Genomic DNA, 17,546 nt, shown 5'->3' with positions numbered 1-17,546 from the left:
TCCGCGAGCCAACTCCCTGCGCCCCGTGGCCTGTTTCATGCGAAGCTGGGGGGCATGAGCGTCGCAGAACCCCGCAGTATTGTCCTTTTCCGGCATGCGAAAGCCGACTGGCCGCCGGTGTCCGACCATGAGCGACCGCTCGCCGAGCGAGGACGCAAGGACGCCGCGGAGGCCGGACGCCGCCTCACCGACAGCGGCCTCTCCTTCGACCTGGCCCTGTGCTCCACCGCCGTCAGGACCCGCGAGACCTGGAAGCTCGCCGTCCACGAGTTCCCGCAGCGCCCGAAGACGGTCTACGAGGAGCGGATCTACGACGCCTCGCCGGGCGAGCTGATCGCCGTACTCAACGAGACCCCCGACGACCTGGGCAACGTCCTGCTGATCGGCCACAACCCGGGCGTGCAGGGGCTCACCGAGATCCTGGCCGGCTCGGCCGAGGGTGACGTCCGGGAGCGGATGGCGGGCCGAGGCTTCCCCGCCGCCGCCTTCGCGGTGCTGTCCTTCACGGGCCCCTGGAAGTCCCTGGAGCCCGGCGTCGCCACCCTGCGGGACTACTGGGCTCCCGCCGACTGACCCCGCCTCGTCCGACTCCGACGGGCCCGCTGCCGATCCCTGACCGGTACCGGGCCCTCACTCCCGGCCTGCTCAGCGGTCCTCGCCGGTGCCCCGGTCCTCGCTCTCCTCCGTGGCCCGGTCCTCGTCCCCGGCCCGGTCGAGAAGCTGCTGGTCGAGGGTGTCCGCCGCCTCGACCTCCTCGCGGGTGATGCCCAGCAGATACAGGACGGTGTCCAGGAAGGGCACGTTCACCGCGGTGTGCGCGGCCTGCCGCACCACCGGCTTGGCGTTGAAGGCCACCCCGAGCCCGGCCGCGTTCAGCATGTCGAGGTCGTTGGCGCCGTCCCCGATCGCCACGGTCTGCGACAGCGGTACGCCCGCCTCCGCGGCGAACCGGCGCAGCAGCCGCGCCTTGCCCGCCCGGTCCACGATCTCTCCGGTGACCCGCCCGGTCAGCTTGCCGTCGACTATCTCCAGGGTGTTGGCCTGGGCGAAGTCCAGCCCCAGCCGCTCCTTCAGATCATCCGTGACCTGGGTGAACCCGCCCGAGACGACACCCACCTGGTAGCCGAGCCGCTTCAGCGTACGGATCAGGGTGCGCGCCCCCGGCGTCAGCCGCACCTCGCTGCGCACCTTGTCCACGACCGAGGCGTCCAGCCCCTCCAGCAGCGCCACGCGCGCGTGCAGCGACTGCTCGAAGTCCAGCTCCCCGCGCATGGCGGCCGCCGTCACCTCGGCGACCTCGGCCTCAGAGCCGGCGTGCGCGGCGAAAAGCTCGATCACCTCGTCCTGGATGACCGTCGAGTCCACGTCCATGACGACCAGCCGCTGCGCCCGCCGGTGCAGTCCGGCGGCGACCACCGCTATGTCGACACCCAGCGCCGCCGCGTGCGTCACCAGCGCGGTCCGCAACGGCTCGGTCTCCACACCGGACACGGCGAACTCGACCGCCGTCACCGGATACTTCGCCAGCCGGAAGATCCGGTCGATGTTGCCGCCGGCCTTGGTGATCCGGGCGGTGACCTGGGCTGTCGCCTCAGCGGTGAGCGGGTGACCGAGCACCGTGACCAGGGAGCGGCCGAGGCCGCGCGGCCGGTTGTCGCCCGTGCCGGAGATGATCTCGGCCTGCATCTTCACCGACTCCGCCCAGCTGTGGACGGTGGCCCGCAGCTTGCCCTCCAGCTCCCGCGGCGGCTGCGTCACGAGCGCGCACAGCACCATCCGGCCACGGGTCACGACCTGCTCGATGTCGACGACGTCGAGGGAGAAGGCGGCGAGGGTGTCGAAGAGACCCGCCGTGATACCCGGCTGGTCCTTGCCGAAGATCTTGACGAGAAGCGTGGGGACGTCAGAGGTCTGCGTAGCGCTCATGGTGTTCATACGGTATCCGGCGTCCCGTACTGGACGCCCCCGAGGTCCGCCTGGCGGACACGGAACTCTCGGTGTCGGTCCGGTGGCGCGAACCTGTCGCTGCGGCGACACAGGCGTGGTCACTCCCCGCCTTCGGGCCGCCCCGGCCGACGCGGTCGCCGTGGCGGCGGGGGAGGAGGCGGCGGGGGCGGGGGCGGGGGCGGCGGCCCCTCACCCCGTCCCGACGGAGGCCGGGGGCGCCGCGGAGCGGGCCTCGGCGGCAGCACAGGCCCGGCGACGGTGGGCGCACCGTACACATCGCTCCCGTCCGCCCGCTCACGCCCGGCCTCCCGGCCGGGGGCTGGTGGCCGGAGGTAGGGGTTGGTGTCCGGATTCGGCGGAGGGTAGCCGGAACCGGGACGGTACGGGCCGGGCGGCCCGGCCGGCTCCCCGTACGGAGGCTGCTCCCCGTACGGAGGCTGCTCCCCGTACGGAGGCTGCTCCACGTGCGACGCACCGCTCGGATACGGCGGTGCTCCGGCGTACCCCGTACCCCGCGCGTATCGAGGTCCGCCCTGGCCACCCTCGTGAGCCACCCCTGCCGTCCCTGCCACTCCTGCCATCCCGGCCGCCCCCACCACCCCCGCCTCACCCCGTGCCAGCGGTGCCGCCCGTCGCCCCGCCGCCCCGGTGACCCACGCGAGCAACGCCCCGGCCGCCCCCGCCCCCGCGCCCCACACGGCACCCAGAAGCAGCGCCGCACCGAGGCTGCCGCGCAGCTCGATCCCGGCGCCGAACGCGTCCAAGCCGAGGACGGAGAGCGAGGCGTCGACCGACACCTCCGCCAGCCAGGCCATCAGCGGCAGTGCCGACGCGGTCGCGACCCCCAGCCGCAGCGCACAGCGCCCCGCAAAACCCAGCACCCCCTGTGCCTCCTGCACCCCCTGCACCCCACGCCCCGGTGCCCCCACCGGCGTCCGCACCGCCGTGAGCACCCCTGCCAGCAGCATCACCAGCCCCGCCGCCACCGCCAGCAGCCACACCCGCCCGTCCAGTTCCGCGAGCCGCCCGAGGGTGACCGGCTCACCGGCGTCGTCGCGTAGAAGGTCGTTCAGCGGATCGGGCAGCAGGCCGGCCAGTACGCCCGTCGCCCGCCCGTCCCACGGCACGAACAGGCCGACCGGGATGCCGAGCCACACCCCGTTCGGTGCCCCCAGCAGCGCCGCGCCGGCGATCCGCCGCGGGTGGTCGTCGCCGATCGCCGCGTACGCCGCCGCCGCGAGCCCCGCCACCACCGCCAGTACCGCCACCGCGACCAGCGCGGACGCGGCCGGCCGCACCACCCGGTGCGCGGCGTCCCAGCCACGCGGCAGGGGCGTACGGCGCGACGCCAGCAGCGCGATGAGCAGCACCCCCGCGGACCAGCCCAGCCCGCCCAGCAGCGTCGGCGCGGTGTCCACGGTGAACCCGACCGCCGCCTGGGCGTCGACGAGTTCCCCCAGCCGGTCGGGCAGCAGCCCGCCGATGTCCCCCGGCCCGGGAAACTCCAGGCCCCCGCCCCCGTCCCCGCCGGGCAGGTCGTCCAGCCCCAGCGAGCCCCCGTCGATCGTGATGACGTCGTGGCCCGCCCAGGCCAGCCCGCCCATCATCGCCGTGAAGAGGGCGACCACCGCCCCCGCGCGGGTGAGGAGTTCGGCGGGCGCCACGACAACTCCCGCCGCCCGCAACGACCGCAGGAAGAAGAAGGACAGCAGGAGCGCGCCCACCAGGCTCACGCCCAGTGGCGTGATCTCGATGGCGGAACGCGCCTGCGCGCCCTCCAGCCCGAAGACGGACACATCCCCGGACGGCGAGACCGCACCACCCGCCCCGAGCGCCACAGCCGCCGCGGTCATCGGCCCCAACGAGGCCGCCTCGTCCGCCCCGAGGAGGTGCAGACCCAGCGCCGCCGTCCCCGCCATCCCGACCAACGCCCAGCTCACAGCGGCGATCGCGGACAGCAGTGCATCGCCCCACGGCACTTTCGCGCCGTGTTCCGCGACCGCCGCACTCCTGGACGCGCTCATGGCAGACCCCCCGATCCGCGCGGCGCGGCCGGGTCGCCGCGCATGTCCCCCTCGCGTGGATTACCACTCTCCGGGCAGGTTTCAACCCCGTCAACGGAGCCGGATGACGCGTTCTCGCCCGGTTCGCGCAAGGCCCGGCTTTCGGTCAGGGGCTGTGCCTGAAATAGTTCCTCCCGATGTTCGACATCCCTAGACTCCCCGTGACGGGGGTACATCGGGGGACAACTCAGTGGGGCTTGGAGTGCCGGAACTCGTACTGGAATCAAACGGGCAGACCTGGACACTCGATCCGTCCAGGTCGTACAACCTCGGGCGTGATCCCCAGGGGGACATAGTGTTCGACGACGCCAGGGTCTCCTGGCGTCACGCCACCGTCCGCTTCGACGGCCGCAGTTGGGTGATCGAGGACCACGGCAGCACCAACGGCACGTTCGTGCAGGGCCGTCGGGTCCACCGGTCGGACCTGGTCCCCGGTACGGCCGTACACCTGGGCAACGCCACCGACGGCCCGCTCCTGAACCTGTCCGGCACGGCCACCCCCGTGGCCGCCCCGCAAGCACAGCCCGGCCGGCAGCCGTACGCGGACCAAGGGGCGGAACACGACGCTCCGGCCCCCTACCCTGCCCCTGACCCCCACCCGGGCCCTGGCCCTTACCCGGACCCCGAGCCCTACCGGCAACCGGCGCCCTACCAACAGCCGCAACTCCACGAACACCCCGCCCCTCACATCCCGCAGCAACACGGCGCAGGCGGCGCAGGCGGCCCAGGCACCGCGGACGCCGACGGCCCGGCGGCCATGCCGCCGCCCTACGGCGACCGCAGCCCCACCACGTTCCACCACATCTCCCTCGGCCGGGTGATGCGCATCGGCCGCGCCCTGGAGAACGACCTGGTCGTCTCCGACCTCCAGGTCTCCCGCAGTCACGCCGAGTTCCGCTCGACGCCCGACGGCCGCATGGAGATCCGCGACCTCGGATCGCACAACGGCACGTACGTCAACGGCCAGCCGATCGACAAGGGCGGCTCCCTGCACCTCGGCCCCGCCGACATCGTGGGCGTCGGCCACTCCACGTTCCGGATCGTCGGCGACCGCCTGGAGGAGTTCGTCGACACCGGTGAGGTCACCTTCTCCGCCCGCCGGCTGACCGTCACCGTCGAGGGCGGCAAGCAGATCCTCAAGGACGTCTCCTTCGGCGTACCGGAGAAGTCACTGATCGCGGTCATCGGACCGTCGGGTTCCGGCAAGTCGACCCTGCTCAAGGCGGTCACCGGCTACCGCCCGGCGAACGAGGGCGAGGTCCTCTACGACGGCCGGAACCTGTACAAGCAGTTCGCCGAACTGCGCCAGCGCATCGGTCTGGTCCCGCAGGACGACATCCTGCACAAGGAACTGACCGTCCAGAAGGCCCTCAGCTACGCCGCCAAGCTCCGTTTCCCGGCCGACACCACGGGAGAGGAGCGCGCTGCCCGCATAGCCGAGGTGCTGCGCGAGCTGAAGCTCGACGTCCACAAGGACAAGAAGGTCACGTCCCTCTCCGGCGGCCAGCGCAAGCGCGTCTCCGTCGCCCTGGAACTGCTGACCAAGCCGTCACTGATCTTCCTGGACGAGCCGACCAGCGGCCTCGACCCGGGCATGGACCGCGACGTGATGCAACTGCTGCGCGGCCTGGCCGACGACGGCCGTACCGTCCTCGTCGTCACCCACTCGGTGGCCGAGCTGGCCCTCTGCGACAAGCTGCTGGTGCTCGCGCCGGGCGGCTCCGTCGCCTACTTCGGCCCGCCCGAGGAGGCACTGAACTTCTTCGGCTACGACACCTGGGCCGACGTCTTCTCCGCCTTCGAGAACTACCGCGACTACGACTGGGCGGGCCGCTGGAAGGGCTCGCAGCACTACCAGATGTACGCCGCCGACCTGGACGCGGTGGCGGCACAGTCCGTGGCGATGCCGCCGATGCAGGCTATGCGCCCGCCGAAGCCGCAGGGCTGGACGGCACAGTTCGCCACCCTGGTGCGGCGCTACCTCTCGGTGATCGCGTCCGACAAGGGCTTCCTCGCCCTGATGGTGATCCTGCCGGCCGTCCTCGGCGCGGTCAGCCTGCCCATCGACTGGGGTACCGGCCTGCTGCCCAACCCGGTGGACGAGCGGACCGGGCAGACCACCCCGAACAGCACCGCCACCACGGTCCTGCTGATCCTCGCGGTCGGCGCCTGCTTCGCCGGCGCGGCCAACTCCGTCCGCGAGCTGATCAAGGAACGGGTCATCTACGAGCGGGAACGCGCGACCGGCCTGTCACGCTCCGCGTACCTGATGTCCAAGGTCTTCGTCCTGGGTGTGATCACCGTGTTCCAGGGCCTGCTGGTCGGCGTCATCGGCTTCTCCACCCGCGAGATCCCCGAGGAGGGCGTGGTCCTCGGCGGCCTCACGCTCCTCGAACTCTCCCTGCCGATCATGGCGCTCGGCTTCACCTCGATGATGTTCGGCCTGATCATCTCCGCGCTGGTGAGGACCGCCGAGAAGACCATGCCGCTGCTGGTCATGTTCGCCATCGTCCAGGTCGTCTTCACGGGCTGCCTGTTCGCCCTGAACGGCGCGGTCGGCGTCAACCAGCTCTCGTACCTGATGCCGTCGCGCTGGGCGGTCGCCGCGGCCGGCGCCACGCTGGACTTCAACCGGATCAGCCCGCCGGAGGCAGGCACCGGCGCCGACCCGCTGTGGGAGCACACCGCCGCCGCCTGGGGCATGGACATGGCCGCCGTACTGGCCCTCGGTGTGATCTGCGGCCTCTTCGTGGCCCGCTTCCTGCGCCGCCACGAACCCGAGGTCATGCGCAAGTAGACCGCCCCTCGCACAGCCCGAAGGGCGGCACCCCGGCAGGGGTGCCGCCCTTCGACGCGACGGTGTCACACAGGCATACGGGAAGAGGTCCGCGCTGACCTCAGTACGCGCTGTTGACGTTGTCGATGGTGCCGTACTTGTCGGCCGCGTAGTTGGCCGCGGCGGTGATGTTGGCCACCGGGTCGTAGATGTCCCAGGAGGTACCGGCCACGTGGTACGCCTTGAAGGTCGGCGGGATCACCTGGAGCAGGCCCTTGGAGGGGACGCCGTTGATGGCGTTGATGTCCCAGTCGTTGATGGCCTTCGGGTTGCCCGAGGACTCACGCATGATGTTCTTGTGCAGGCCGTTGTAGGAGCCGGGGATGCCCTTCTCCTTCATGATGTCCAGGGCCTCGCTGATCCAGCCGTTCAGGTTGTTCGCGTAGCTCTTGGTGCTGACCTGCTTCACCTCGGCGCGCTCGGCGGACCGGCTGGCGGACTCCTTGGCGGCGCGCTCCTTGGCGGCGCTCGCCTCGGCCTTCTTCTTGGCGTCGGCGGCGGCCTGCTTCTTCGCGTCGATGGCCGCGACCTTCTCGCTGGCGCCGGCGAGCTGGTCGGTGACGGACGCCTTGACGCCCTTGATCGGCTCGGAGCTGTACGCCACCTTGGCCGCCGGGGCGGCCTCGCTCGTGGCGGTCGTGTGGCCGCTGGCGGGCACCGCGGAGAACGCGAGGGCGGCGGCACCGAGCGTGCCGACACCGGCTATGGCGATCTTGTGGTTGCGGGTCAGGGAACGACTATGACCACGGGTGAGGATGTTCTTGGGCATGGCGGGATAGACCTCTTCGAGTTGCGCGGAGGTCGCTCTCGTCCTGCGTCAGTACAGGGGTGGTTTTCCGTGCTTCCGGCACGAACACCGTGGTTCACAGCCCACGGCACCGAGCGACGTGAGCAATTCTTAGCGGTCGCAAAATCGGCTGGCAAAGGTGTGACGTACGAAGACGGGTAGTGGATCAGAGGCAGGAGAAACCGGGCGGAATGGGCCAATGTGCCGGTCAAATCGGACGAGTCGGCCTCCTACTCCTCTTCGTAGGTGATCTGCGCCCTATGCGCGGCCTCACATCCGCCCCCCTGTCACCTCACCGCGAGTTGCTGAAGCAATGCGATCTGTGAGTGACTGCCGGACCCCGTCCCCGGCAGGAGGACACGGACGCCCCCGCCTTCCGGGGCCGCGGCGCGTTCGCACCCGGCACCTCCCCGCTGCCCGGGGCGCCGGACGGCGGCGCGCACAGCGCCTGGCGCCCACGCGAAGCCGCTGCCTCTGTCCCCGCGCGTCGCGCACGCGCGCGTGGAGGGCCGGCACCGGCGGGCCACCGGCACGGTCTGGCCGACCTCCCGCACGCGCGCGTACCGTCAGGGCCGGTCATCGTCTCCACGCGCGCGTGGGAGACAGACGCGGTGGCCTCGGCGCCCCGGCCTGCCGACGTCCCGCACGCGCGCGTGGGAGGCCGCGACGCACACCGCCGGTGACCGGCTCCACCGCACGCGCGCGCAACATGTGGCCACCGGGCCGATCCTCCGCCGGGTCCGGCCACGTCGCCCGGGACCTCCGCCCTAGGACCACCGAACCGCCTCACCGCCCGCCACAGGTCCGATCCGCGCTGTCACACCCCGCCGGTACCGTGAGGTCATGAGTCACGGCCCCCGGTCCGGCCTCGCCGCGGTCAGCTCCGCGCTGCTGGCCATGAGCAGGCACCTGGAGGTGCGCGACGTCCTCAAGACGATCGTCGCCTCGGCCCGCGAACTGCTCGACGCGCGGTACGCGGCCCTCGGCGTCCCCGACGACCACGGCGGCTTCGCCCAGTTCGTGGTGGACGGCGTCAGCGACGAGCAGTGGAAGGCCATCGGCCCCCTGCCCCGCCAGCACGGCATCCTCGCCGCGATGCTGCACGACAGCCGCCCCCAGCGCCTGGCCGACGTCCGCGAGGACCCCCGCTTCGGCGGCTGGCCGTCCGCCCACCCCGACCTCGCCGACTTCCTCGGCCTGCCGATCCGCGACGGCGACGAGGTCATCGGCGCGCTCTTCCTGGCCAACAAGAACTGCGACACACCGCGGACCGGCTGCGGCTTCACCCAGGACGACGAGGAACTCCTCGGCATCCTCGCCCAGCACGCCGCCATCGCCCTCACCAACGCCCGCCTCTACGAGCGCAGCCGCGAACTGACCATCGCCGAGGAACGCACCCGCCTCGCCCACGAGCTGCACGACGCGGTCAGCCAGAAACTGTTCTCCCTCCGCCTCACCGCCCAGGCCGCCGCCCGCCTGGTGGACCGCGACCCCGCCCGCGCCAAGGACGAGCTCCAGCAGGTGGCCGCCCTGGCCGCCGAGGCCACGGACGAGCTGCGCGCCGCCGTGGTGGAACTGCGCCCCGCCGCCCTGGACGAGGACGGCCTCGTCGCCACCCTGCGCACCCACGTCCAGGTCCTCGACCGCGCCCACACCGCGCGCGTGACCTTCACCGGCCACGGCGTCCGGGCCCTGCCCGCCGCCCAGGAGGAGGCCGCGCTGCGCGTCGCCCAGGAGGCGCTGCACAACGCCCTGCGGCACTCCGGCGCGGAGCACGTCGACGTGACGCTGCACCGGGCCGGGGCGGGCGCCGTGCTGCGCGTCACGGACGACGGCAGCGGCTTCGACCCGCAGGACGTGCACCGCGCGGGGCGCCATCTGGGCCTGGTCTCCATGCGGGACCGGGCGAGCGGGGCCGGCGGCAGCCTGACCATTGAATCGGCGCCCGGCAAGGGCACCACGATCACGATGGAGGTCCCCGGTGGCTGACGCAATCAGGGTGCTGCTCGTCGACGACCACCAGGTGGTCCGCCGCGGTCTGCGCACCTTCCTGGAGGTCCAGGACGACATCGAGGTGGTCGGAGAGGCCGCGGACGGCGCGGAAGGAGTCGCCCGCGCCACGGAGCTGAACCCCGACGTCATCCTCATGGACGTCAAGATGCCGGGCATGGACGGCGTGGAAGCCCTGCGCCGGCTGCGCGCACTCGGCCACCCCGCGCGCGTACTGATCGTCACCAGCTTCACCGAGCAGCGCACGGTCGTCCCGGCCCTGCGCGCGGGCGCCGCCGGGTACGTCTACAAGGACATCGACCCCGACGCGCTCGCCGGCGCCATCCGCTCGGTGCACGCCGGGCACATCCTGCTCCAGCCCGAGGTCGCGGGCACCCTGCTCTCGGCCGAGGGCGCCGGGCCCGGCCACGGCAGGGCCGGCTCCCTCACGGACCGCGAGCGCGAGGTGCTGGGACTGATAGCGGACGGCCGCTCCAACCGGGAGATCGCCCGCGCCCTGGTCCTGTCCGAGAAGACGGTGAAGACCCACGTCTCCAACATCCTCATGAAACTCGACCTCGCGGACCGCACCCAGGCCGCCCTGTGGGCCGTACGCCACGGCAGTGCGGAGGGTTCCGTTCCGGAGTGAGATTCATACCGTCGTGGGAATGGCCCCCGAATGGCGCAACCTCCGGCGGACGCCGCCGTTCTCCAGTGCGTGCCGCGGCGCCTGCCGCGGTGATCGCAAGGAGGGGTTGTACGTGAAGAACCTGAAGAAGGCAGCGGCCGTGACGATGGTGGCCGGCGGGCTGGTCGCCGCCGGCGCCGGCCTGGCCTCCGCCACCCCCGGTGGTGCCGGTGCCCACGGCGAGGCCGTCGGCTCCCCGGGCGTCGCCTCGGGCAACGTCGTCCAGGCGCCGATCCACATCCCGGTCAACGCCGTGGGCAACAGCGTGAACGTGATCGGCGTCCTGAACCCGGCCTTCGGCAACGAGGGCGTCAACCACTGACGTCGCCGCCACGGGGGTGCCGTACGCCTCGCAGGCCCGCGGGCAGCCGCCCCGCCGACCCGCGGACCGACCGTGCCGCGGACGGCACGGGCCGCGCGCGGACGGCACCCCGTCGACGCCGGGCCGGGGTGACCCGGCCGGCTCGCACCGACGCCGGCCACCAGCCCGGCGACGTCACCCCCGCTCGCGTTCCTCCACGACGGAGTTGTACGCCGCCACCAGCGCCCGCCGAGCCGTCCGCTCCACCGGCCGCAGCGCATGCTGCCGCGCCGCCATCTCGGACGCGCTCACCGCGCCCCCGTGCCCGTTCTCGTACGCCAGTGAGACCAGTGCCCCCACCCGCTGCGCCAGCTCCAGCACCCGCACCGCCCGCGGCGGATACCCCGGCGCCAGCGCCTCGCGCCCCGCCTCCGCCCGCGCCCGGTACGCGGCGACCGCCGCCTCCGCCACCGGCCCCGACCCGGCCACGTCGAGCCGCGTCAGCGCCTCGGTCGCCTCCCGGAGCGCCTCCGCCAACTCCCGCTCGGCCTCCGACAACGACGGCACATCCGCGGGCGGCGCCTGGCGCACCGGCAGACAGTGCCAGACGACCTCCACATGGACATCGCCCTCGGGCCCCGCCTCGGACACCTCGGGCACCAGCCCCAGCGCCGCCCCGTGGCAGACCACCGCCTCCTCGGCCTCCAGCGCCCGCGCGTTGAACTCCGGCGGCCCGCTCAGCCCCAGCGGATGCCCCGGCGCCGGCAGCGCGACCCGCAGCCCGGTCACCCCGAGCGCCCGCAGCCGGCCCAGCGCCAGCGTCAGCCCGACCGGCGCCGACTCACCCGGCAGCCCCGCCACGCGGTGCACCGCGTCCTCCCCGACGATCGCGAGCACGGCGTCGTCCGGCGAGACAACCCCGACAAGTAGTGCGTTTCCCCAGGCGGCGAGCCGTCCTGCACGTGGTTCCGTGAGCATGCCCACCACCCTAGAACGCCCCGGACGGACCACCGAGGCGTCCCGGCGCCCGGCGCCCCCTCTTCCGAGACGACCGACGGTGACCCCGCACGACCCCACGCCGACCCGTCAGAGGCACCCTGGAGACCGGCCCGATGGAACTGCGGAGGTGACCGGTGGCGTAGATTTCGTAGCGGGCGGCGCCCACCGGCGCGGCCGACCGAGCCACAGGCGTACGCGACAGCCGAGACCGGCCACACTGTAAGGGGAGACAACGCGCTCATGAGCGATGTTCTGGAGCTTCAGGACGTATCCGTGGTCCGTGAGGGCCGGGCTCTGGTGGACCAGGTCTCCTGGTCGGTCAAGGAGGGCGAGCGCTGGGTGATCCTCGGCCCCAACGGCGCCGGCAAGACCACCCTCCTCAACCTCGCCTCCAGCTACCTCTTCCCCAGCCAGGGCACCGCCACCATCCTCGGCGAGACCCTCGGCAAGCCGGGCACCGACGTCTTCGAACTGCGCCCCCGCATCGGCATGGCCGGCATCGCCATGACCGAGAAGCTGCCCAAGCGCCAGACCGTCCTGGAGACCGTGCTGACCGCCGCGTACGGCATGACGGCCACCTGGCAGGAGGACTACGAGGAGATCGACGAGCAGCGCGCCCGCGCCTTCCTCGACCGCCTCGGCATGACCGGGTTCCTCGACCGGAAGTTCGGCACCCTCTCCGAGGGCGAGCGCAAGCGCACCCTCATCGCCCGCGCCCTGATGACCGACCCCGAACTGCTCCTCCTCGACGAGCCCGCCGCCGGTCTCGACCTCGGCGGCCGCGAGGACCTCGTACGCCGCCTGGGCCGCCTCGCCCGCGACCCGATCGCCCCCTCGATGATCATGGTCACCCACCACGTCGAGGAGATCGCCCCCGGCTTCACCCACGTCCTGATGATCCGTCAGGGCAAGGTACTGGCCGCCGGCCCGCTGGAGTTGGAGCTGACCTCCCGCAACCTCTCCCTCTGCTTCGGCCTCCCGCTCGTCGTGGAACAGGTCGGCGACCGCTGGACCGCACAGGGCCTCCCGCTCTCCTGACCCGCCCTCACCCGCTCCGTCCCCTTTGCGCCCTGTCCCCGCAGCGACCCCCGGACCTACCATGACCACGTGAACGACATCGACGCATGGGTGTGGTGGCTCGTCGCCGCGGCAGCACTCGGAATTCCCCTCGTCGTGACCGCGATGCCGGAGTTCGGCATGTTCGCCGTGGGCGCCGTCGCCGCGGCGATCGCCTCCGGGATCGGGGCCGGCGTCGTCGTACAGGTCCTCGTCTTCGTCATCGTCTCGGTCGCCCTCATAGCGGTGGTGCGCCCGATCGCGGCCCGGCACCGCAAGGACCGCCCCCAACTCCTCTCGGGCGTCGAGGCGTTGAAGGGCAGACAAGCCGTCGTCCTCGAACGCGTCGACGGCTCCGGCGGCCGGGTCAAGCTGGCCGGCGAAATCTGGTCGGCCCGCTCCCTCGACACCGCACGCGCCTACGAAGTGGGACAGGAGGTGGACGTCGTGGACATCGAGGGCGCGACCGCGATCATCATGTGACCACGCACCACCCAACTGGGCGAACAGCCCACGAGGCGGACGACGGTCTGTCAGACTCGACCAGCAAGATCCTCAACAGCCGTAAGATCAACAGCCGTAAGATCAGCAGCAGTCAGGATCTGCCAAGAGCGCCGAGGCGGAGAAGGGTACGGGAACGACCATGCAACCGGTCATCATCGTCTTGATCATCCTGGTGGTGTTGGTCTTCATCGCCCTGATCAAGACGATCCAGGTCATCCCACAGGCCAGCGCCGCCATCGTCGAGCGCTTCGGCCGCTACACACGCACGCTCAACGCGGGCCTCAACATCGTCGTCCCGTTCATCGACACCATCCGCAACCGCATCGACCTGCGCGAACAGGTCGTCCCCTTCCCGCCGCAGCCGGTGATCACCCAGGACAACCTGGTCGTCAACATCGACACGGTCATCTACTACCAGGTCACCGACGCCCGCGCCGCGACCTACGAGGTCGCCAGCTACATCCAGGCGATCGAGCAGCTCACCGTCACCACCCTGCGCAACATCATCGGCGGCATGGACCTGGAGCGCACCCTGACCTCCCGCGAGGAGATCAACGCGGCCCTGCGCGGCGTCCTGGACGAGGCCACCGGCAAGTGGGGCATCCGCGTCAACCGCGTCGAGCTGAAGGCGATCGAGCCGCCCACCTCCATCCAGGACTCGATGGAGAAGCAGATGCGCGCCGACCGCGACAAGCGCGCCGCGATCCTCCAGGCCGAAGGTGTCCGGCAGTCCGAGATCCTGCGCGCCGAGGGCGAGAAGCAGTCCCAGATCCTGCGCGCCGAAGGTGAGGCCAAGGCCGCCGCCCTGCGCGCCGAGGGCGAGGCCCAGGCCGTCCGTACGGTCTTCGAGGCCATCCACGCCGGCGACCCGGACCAGAAGCTGCTCTCGTACCAGTACCTCCAGATGCTGCCGAAGATCGCCGAGGGCGACGCCAACAAGCTCTGGATCGTCCCCAGCGAGATCGGCGACGCCCTCAAGGGCCTCTCCGGCGCGATGGGCAACTTCGGCGGCCTGGGCGGCAGCCCGAGCACCGGCACCGTCCCGCCCCAGGAACGCCGCGAGAAGCCGTCCATCGACTGATACTGCCGACTGACGGAACAGCAACGCCGTAAGGGGGCGCGGGGAACCGCGCCACCAGCCTCCACGCACCCGCACCCGGGGGAACAACCGCACCCCCTACGGCGGAAGCGCTACGCCGCGTCCAGCACAAGCCACTCCGGCAGCGCGGCGAAGTCCTCCCGCCCCAGCGCCAGCAACATCGCATTGGCGGGCGTCGGCTCGAAGGGCTGACGCAGCAACGGCATCCCCGCCTGCTCGGGCGTCCGGTTCGCCTTCCGGTGATTGTCCTCCGCGCAGGAGGCCACCGTGTTCAGCCAGGTGTCCTGCCCGCCGTGCGACCGCGGCACCACATGGTCCACGGTCGTCGCCCTCCGCCCGCAGTACGCGCACCGGTGCCGGTCCCGGACCAGCACCCCCCGCCGCGACCACGGAGCACGTCTTCGGAAGGGCACCCGTACGTATTGGCACAGCCTGATCACCCGGGGCGCCGGTATGTCCAGCGCGGCTCCCCGCATCCGCAGTTCGGGGTGGGCCTGCTCGACGACGGCCTTGTCCTGCAGCACCAGAACGACGGCTCGGTTCAACGTCACCGTAGACAGCGGCTCGAAGCTCGCGTTCAGCACCAGCGTGTCCCGCATACCAGCCCACCTCCCGTGCGCACCGGCCCACCCCCTGGCGGGCTGGATCAACTCTGGCCGGGCACGCCGGGATGGACAACGCAATAAAAATGCCCGTCCCTGATCACTTCCAAGACCAGGGACGGGCAAACGTTCCATGAACGCTCACATGCGGATCAGCCTTCGGCGGGCACCTCGTACTCACCGATCAACTGCGCCCGCGCGATGGCGTGGAACCGCAGGTTGAAGCCGACGAACGCCGGAGTCGCCTCGGCGTCCGGCCCCAGCTTCTCCTGGTCCACGGCGTACACCGTGAACACGTACCGGTGCGGCCCGTCCCCGGCCGGCGGAGCGGCACCGCCGAAGTCCTTGCTGCCGTAGTCGTTGCGCACCTGAACGGCACCCTCCGGCAGCCCTTCGAACTTCCCGCTGCCCGCACCCGCCGGCAGCTCCGTCACCGAGGCCGGGATGTCGAACACCACCCAGTGCCAGAACCCGCTCCCCGTGGGCGCGTCCGGGTCGTAGCAGGTCACGGCGAAGCTCTTGGTCTCGGGCGGGAAGCCCTCCCACCGCAGATGCGGCGAGGTGTTGCCGGCCGCGTAGACCTGAGCCTCCTTGAGCGTCGCCCCTTCCTGCACGTCCTCACTCGTCACCGTGAACGCCGGCACGGGCGGGTGGAAGTCATGGGGGAGCGGCCGCCGCTTGAGCTCGGTCACCTCGGTACCTCCTGATCGGGTTCGTCTCGTCGGTCCCGAGCCTAGAACCAGTTCCGCTTGCTGCCGACCTCGGACAGCCACTGGTTGAGGTACGCCGCCCAGTCGGTCCCCTGGTAGTCGTGGAGCCCGACCTGGAACGACCGGAAGGTGTCGCTGCCCTCGCTGAACAGCCCCGGCTTCTTGTCCATCTCCAGGATGACGTCCATCGCCTGGTCGTCGGCGACGAAGCTCAGCTCGACCTGGTTCAGTCCCCGGTACTGCTGCGGCGGCTGGAACTCCAGCTCCTGGTAGAACGGCAGCTGCTGCCGCGTCCCCCGGATGTGCCCGCGCTCCATGTCCGCGTTCTTGAAGCGGAAGCCGAGCTGGATGAACGCGTCCAGAATCGCCTTCTGCGCCGGCAGCGGATGCACGTTGACCGGGTCCAGGTCACTGGAGTCGACGGCCCGCGCGATCGCCAGCTCGGTCGTCACCCCGATGTTCATCCCGCGCAGCGCCTGCCCGTCGATCATGGTGACCGGCGTCTCCCACGGGATCTCCAGACCGAACGGCACCGCGTGCACCGCCCCGGCCTGCAACTCGAAGGCACCCCCCAGGCTCGCCTTCGCGAACTCGATGTCCTGCTTGTACTCCTGGTCGCCGCTTTCCACCTCGACCTTGGCCTGCAGCCCGACCGACAGTCCCTCGATCTGCTGGTTGACGGACCCGCCCTGGATCCGCACCTCACCCTGGACGACGCCGCCCGGCACGACGTTCACCTCGTTCAGCACCGTCTCGACCGAGGCCCCGCCGGCTCCCAGACTCGCGAGCAGCTTCTTGAACGCCATGTCTCTCCCTCTCCAGCGCTTACGCGTGAACCGAACCCTTGATCCCTACATACGCGATCCGGCCGTGGCCGGTTCCGCACCCCACCCTGACAAGCAGCCCGCGCCCTGACCACCCCGCCGCCCGTACCGTCTGCGTTACGCTCGGACGGCATGATCGCGACCCCCGACCGTACGCCCCTGCCGCGGGAGTTCTTCGACCGCCCCGTCCTCGAGGTGGCCCCCGATCTACTGGGCCGCATCCTCGTCCGCACCACCCCGGACGGCCCGATCGCCCTCCGCCTGACAGAGGTCGAGGCCTACGACGGTCAGAACGACCCCGGCTCCCACGCCTACCGTGGCCGCACCGCCCGCAACGACGTGATGTTCGGTCCTCCCGGACACGTCTACGTCTACTTCACCTACGGCATGTGGTTCTGCATGAACCTGGTGTGCGGACCCGAGGGCAGATCCAGTGCGGTCCTGCTCCGGGCCGGCGAGATCGTCGAGGGCGCCGAACTGGCCCGGACCCGTCGCCTCTCGGCCCGCAACGACAAGGAACTGGCCAAAGGACCCGCCCGCCTGGCCACCGCCCTCGGTGTCGACCGGGCCTTGAACGGCACGGACGCCTGCACCGCCGCCGACACCCCGTTGCGCATCCTGACCGGCACGGCCGTACCCCGTGACCAGGTACGCAACGGCCCCCGCACCGGCGTGGCCGGAGACGGCGGCGTCCACCCCTGGCGCTACTGGATCGCCGACGACCCGACGGTGAGCCCATACCGGGCACATGTACCGAGGCGACGTCGAAGTTGACGCCCCCTTGCGAGCCCCGTAATGTAGTCCGAGCCGCTGAAGCGGGTACGGCGATCGCCGAGACCTGGAAGCGGCCAACCCACTACCTAGCACAACCCCTCGGCGGGGTCCTTTTCGGCGTGCCTGCATGCCCGAATTCGAGCCCGCGAAAGCCGATTATGAATCGGCAGGGAGAACCGCTAACGTAGTGAATGTCGAAAGGCAGACAGGCGAAAGCCCGAAGCTGACGACAATCCCGCCGACCGGGAATCAGGCCCGAAAGGATCTGATAGAGTCGGAACCGCCGGAAAGGGAAACGCGGAAGCGGGAACCTGGAAAGCACCGAGGAAATCGGATCGGAAAAGGATCTGATAGAGTCGGAAACGCA

Annotated in this window: 16 protein-coding genes; 9 read left to right on the top strand and 7 right to left on the bottom strand. The window is 71.2% G+C overall.

Translation table 11 applies throughout. The annotated features are described in order from the left end of the window. Positions 1-54 precede the first annotated feature (54 nt). Positions 55-573, top strand: coding sequence for a SixA phosphatase family protein (locus tag ACZ3IG_RS28325; protein ID WP_467435576.1), 519 nt, complete (start codon positions 55-57; stop codon positions 571-573). A 72-nt stretch (positions 574-645) separates the two neighbouring features. On the opposite strand, the gene serB is transcribed toward ACZ3IG_RS28325, so the two are convergent. Next, a complete protein-coding gene (gene serB, locus ACZ3IG_RS28320; protein ID WP_467435575.1) occupies positions 646-1,926 on the bottom strand; it encodes a phosphoserine phosphatase SerB in 1,281 nt (426 codons plus the stop codon). Positions 1,927-2,045: 119 nt separating this feature from the next. After that, the gene (locus ACZ3IG_RS28315) at positions 2,046-3,971 is read right to left on the bottom strand and encodes a streptophobe family protein (RefSeq protein WP_467435574.1); all 1,926 of its coding nucleotides are present in this window, start codon (positions 3,969-3,971) and stop codon (positions 2,046-2,048) included. A 241-nt stretch (positions 3,972-4,212) separates the two neighbouring features. On the opposite strand from ACZ3IG_RS28315, the gene ACZ3IG_RS28310 reads away from it, so the two are divergent. After that, complete coding sequence (locus ACZ3IG_RS28310) at positions 4,213-6,807, top strand: ABC transporter ATP-binding protein/permease (RefSeq protein ID WP_467435572.1); 2,595 nt, start codon at positions 4,213-4,215, stop codon at positions 6,805-6,807. 100 nt (positions 6,808-6,907) lie between these two features. Here ACZ3IG_RS28310 and ACZ3IG_RS28305 read toward each other — a convergent pair whose 3' ends face one another. Then, entirely contained in the window at positions 6,908-7,615 is a 708-nt protein-coding gene (locus ACZ3IG_RS28305) for a transglycosylase SLT domain-containing protein (protein WP_467435571.1), read from the bottom strand. 861 nt (positions 7,616-8,476) lie between these two features. Here ACZ3IG_RS28305 and ACZ3IG_RS28300 point away from each other — a divergent pair. The 3 genes from ACZ3IG_RS28300 (at position 8,477) to chpE (ending at position 10,632) form a co-directional block, all read left to right on the top strand. After that, positions 8,477-9,622, top strand: a complete 1,146-nt coding sequence (locus tag ACZ3IG_RS28300) for a GAF domain-containing sensor histidine kinase (RefSeq protein ID WP_467435569.1) — start codon at positions 8,477-8,479, stop codon at positions 9,620-9,622. Then, positions 9,615-10,271: a response regulator gene (locus tag ACZ3IG_RS28295; RefSeq protein ID WP_467435568.1), complete on the top strand. Its 657-nt coding sequence runs from the start codon at positions 9,615-9,617 to the stop codon at positions 10,269-10,271. The genes ACZ3IG_RS28300 and ACZ3IG_RS28295 overlap by 8 nt, the downstream gene beginning before the upstream one ends. Before the next feature lie 112 nt (positions 10,272-10,383). Continuing rightward, a complete protein-coding gene (gene chpE, locus ACZ3IG_RS28290) occupies positions 10,384-10,632 on the top strand; it encodes a chaplin ChpE (RefSeq protein ID WP_467435567.1) in 249 nt (82 codons plus the stop codon). 174 nt (positions 10,633-10,806) lie between these two features. Here chpE and ACZ3IG_RS28285 read toward each other — a convergent pair whose 3' ends face one another. Further along, positions 10,807-11,589 (bottom strand): hypothetical protein, encoded by a 783-nt coding sequence (locus ACZ3IG_RS28285; RefSeq protein WP_467435566.1) that lies wholly within the window; start codon positions 11,587-11,589, stop codon positions 10,807-10,809. A 261-nt stretch (positions 11,590-11,850) separates the two neighbouring features. On the opposite strand from ACZ3IG_RS28285, the gene ACZ3IG_RS28280 reads away from it, so the two are divergent. From ACZ3IG_RS28280 to ACZ3IG_RS28270, 3 genes are all read left to right on the top strand, one after another. Further along, positions 11,851-12,648, top strand: a complete 798-nt coding sequence (locus ACZ3IG_RS28280) for an ABC transporter ATP-binding protein (RefSeq protein WP_467435564.1) — start codon at positions 11,851-11,853, stop codon at positions 12,646-12,648. Between the two features lie 69 nt (positions 12,649-12,717). After that, the gene (locus tag ACZ3IG_RS28275) at positions 12,718-13,149 is read left to right on the top strand and encodes an NfeD family protein (protein ID WP_467435563.1); all 432 of its coding nucleotides are present in this window, start codon (positions 12,718-12,720) and stop codon (positions 13,147-13,149) included. 160 nt (positions 13,150-13,309) lie between these two features. Next, entirely contained in the window at positions 13,310-14,251 is a 942-nt protein-coding gene (locus ACZ3IG_RS28270) for an SPFH domain-containing protein (protein WP_467435562.1), read from the top strand. Between the two features lie 110 nt (positions 14,252-14,361). Here the strand turns inward: ACZ3IG_RS28270 and ACZ3IG_RS28265 are convergent, their stop codons facing one another. The 3 genes from ACZ3IG_RS28265 to ACZ3IG_RS28255 form a co-directional block, all read right to left on the bottom strand. After that, on the bottom strand, positions 14,362-14,868 hold the full coding sequence (locus ACZ3IG_RS28265; RefSeq protein ID WP_467435560.1) for an HNH endonuclease: 507 nt from the start codon (positions 14,866-14,868) through the stop codon (positions 14,362-14,364). A gap of 155 nt (positions 14,869-15,023) precedes the next feature. Then, positions 15,024-15,563 carry a YbhB/YbcL family Raf kinase inhibitor-like protein gene (locus ACZ3IG_RS28260; RefSeq protein WP_467435559.1) on the bottom strand — a complete coding sequence of 180 codons (540 nt, stop codon included), beginning with the start codon at positions 15,561-15,563 and terminating at the stop codon, positions 15,024-15,026. Positions 15,564-15,604: 41 nt separating this feature from the next. After that, entirely contained in the window at positions 15,605-16,387 is a 783-nt protein-coding gene (locus ACZ3IG_RS28255) for a sporulation protein (protein WP_467435558.1), read from the bottom strand. Between the two features lie 150 nt (positions 16,388-16,537). On the opposite strand from ACZ3IG_RS28255, the gene ACZ3IG_RS28250 reads away from it, so the two are divergent. Then, positions 16,538-17,179 carry a DNA-3-methyladenine glycosylase gene (locus ACZ3IG_RS28250; protein ID WP_467435556.1) on the top strand — a complete coding sequence of 214 codons (642 nt, stop codon included), beginning with the start codon at positions 16,538-16,540 and terminating at the stop codon, positions 17,177-17,179. The last annotated feature ends 367 nt before the right edge of the window (positions 17,180-17,546 follow it).

This window comes from Streptomyces sp. NPDC016677 (assembly GCF_055562815.1).
This window is presented reverse-complemented; position numbering and strand designations above follow the sequence as displayed.